The organism is Rhodopseudomonas sp. B29 (assembly GCF_000333455.1).
Classification (GTDB): Bacteria; Pseudomonadota; Alphaproteobacteria; order Rhizobiales; family Xanthobacteraceae; genus Rhodopseudomonas.
Genome location: NZ_BADD01000573.1, coordinates 1 through 1,903 on the forward strand (window position 1 = coordinate 1; position 1,903 = coordinate 1,903).

Annotated in this window: 1 protein-coding gene; it reads right to left on the minus strand. The window is 68.7% G+C overall.

What is annotated here, in order from left to right:
* A partial coding sequence (gene dnaG, locus I5M_RS20445; RefSeq protein WP_022723095.1) for a DNA primase occupies nucleotides 1-1,661 on the minus strand: 1,661 nt, incomplete at its 3' end.
* Between the last annotated feature and the right edge of the window lie 242 nt (nucleotides 1,662-1,903).

Genomic DNA, 1,903 nt, shown 5'->3' on the forward strand with positions numbered 1-1,903 from the left:
TCATCCCCGAGGTGATGGTTCTGGGCGAAGGCGGCGATGATCGCCGCCCGCAGCCGGTGCGCCTCGGGGTGGGCGAACTCCAGCGCCGCGACCTCCTCGAGGTGGTCGTCGAGCAGCCAGGGGTGATTGAGCAGCGAGATCAGGATCAGCGCCTCGCGCCGCGACATCGCCGAGCGCTGGCCGCGCATGATCGGGCTAGAGGCCAGCTCCGGACTCGCCATTTGGTAGGGGCCACGGCCGAGCAGCGGTGCGCCGGCACCCGGCCGGCCGCGCGGCGCGAAGCGGCCGCCGGATTGGGGATAACTCTGGGGAGAACCGCCGGCCCGCGGGCCGAATCGCCGGCCTGATTCGCCACCGCGGAAGCCGCCGTAACCGCCGCCATAGCCGCCGGCGGGGGCAAACGCGTTGCGCAGCCGCTCGGTCAGATCCTGGCGGTAATGCCGGCGCACGATCTCGTCGCGGATGCCGGTGGACAACTCGTTGATCCGCGCTTCCAGCGCGGCGCGGCGTTCCGGCGTGGCGAAGCTGCCGCCCTCGGCCTCGCGCGCCCACAGCATGTCGGCCAGCGGCCGCGCGGCGCCGATGACCTCCTCCACCGCCAGCCGGCCGCCGGCGCGGGCAAGGTCGTCGGGGTCCTGGCCCTCGGGCAACAGCGCGAAGCGCAGGCTCTTGCCGGGCTTGAGGTGCGGCAGCGCCAGGTCGGCGGCGCGATACGCCGCCTTCTGTCCGGCGCGGTCGCCGTCGAAGCACAGGATCGGCTCGTCGGCCATCTTCCACAGCAGTGCGAGCTGGTTTTCGGTCAGCGCCGTGCCGAGCGGCGCGACGGTGGCGTTGAAGCCCGACGTCACCATGGCGATGACGTCGACATAGCCTTCGACGACGATCACCGAGGCGCCGTCATGCGCAGCTTTGCGCGCCGTGGTGAGGTTGTAGAGGTTGTCGCCCTTGTGAAACAGCGGCGTCTCGGGCGAGTTCAGGTACTTCGCCGCGACATCCTTCTCCAGCGCGCGGCCGCCGAACGCGATCACCCGGCCGCGGATATCGGTGATCGGAAACATCACCCGGTCGCGAAACTTGTCGAACGGCACCGGGATGTCGTCGCCGGCCGACAGCAGCCCGGCCTCGACCATGTCGCTGACCGGCACGCCGTGCTTGCCGAGATGCTCCTTCAGGGCGAAGCGCTCGTTCGACGCATAGCCGAGGCGGAACTTGAGCTGGGTCGACGGCGCGATGGCGCGGTCGGCCAGATAGCCGCGCGCCTTGGCGCCGGCGCGGGAAGCGAGGTTCTCGGCGTAGTACTGCGCGGCGAGTTCCATCACGTCGTACAGCGACTTGCGCCGCTGCACCTCGCGCGCCGCTTCGGGATTGTGCGCCGGTAGCGCCAGCCCGGCCATCCCGGCCAGCCTCTCCACCGCCTCGGGGAAATCGACGCCCTCGGTCAGCATGATGAAGTCGAAGATCGAGCCGTTGCGGCCCGAGGAGAAGTCGAACCAGGCCTGCTTCTCGTCATTGACGAAGAACGACGGCGTCTTCTCCTGCTGAAACGGCGACAGCCCCTTCCACTCCCGCCCCGCCTTCTTCAATTTCACGCGCTTGCCCACGACATCCGAAACCGGAAGCCGGGCCTTCAGCTCGTCGAGAAATTGCGGCGTGAAGCGCATGGGGTGGGTTCGGCCTCGGCCTGGGGGCGGATGCCCAAGCGACCATAGATATAGGGTTGTGCATGGCCAAAGCCGAGGGCTGGCGAGTTCTCCCGGCTATTCACACCCCGCGTTAACCGTGCTTTCTCACCAGGTTCCCCCGGCATGCCTCCCCGTACTTTCCGAGGGAGGCAAGATGCAAACGGGTTGGCTATGTCATCTCGCAAGTGCGATAGCGCCCGCCACGGCAGGCGCGCCAATCG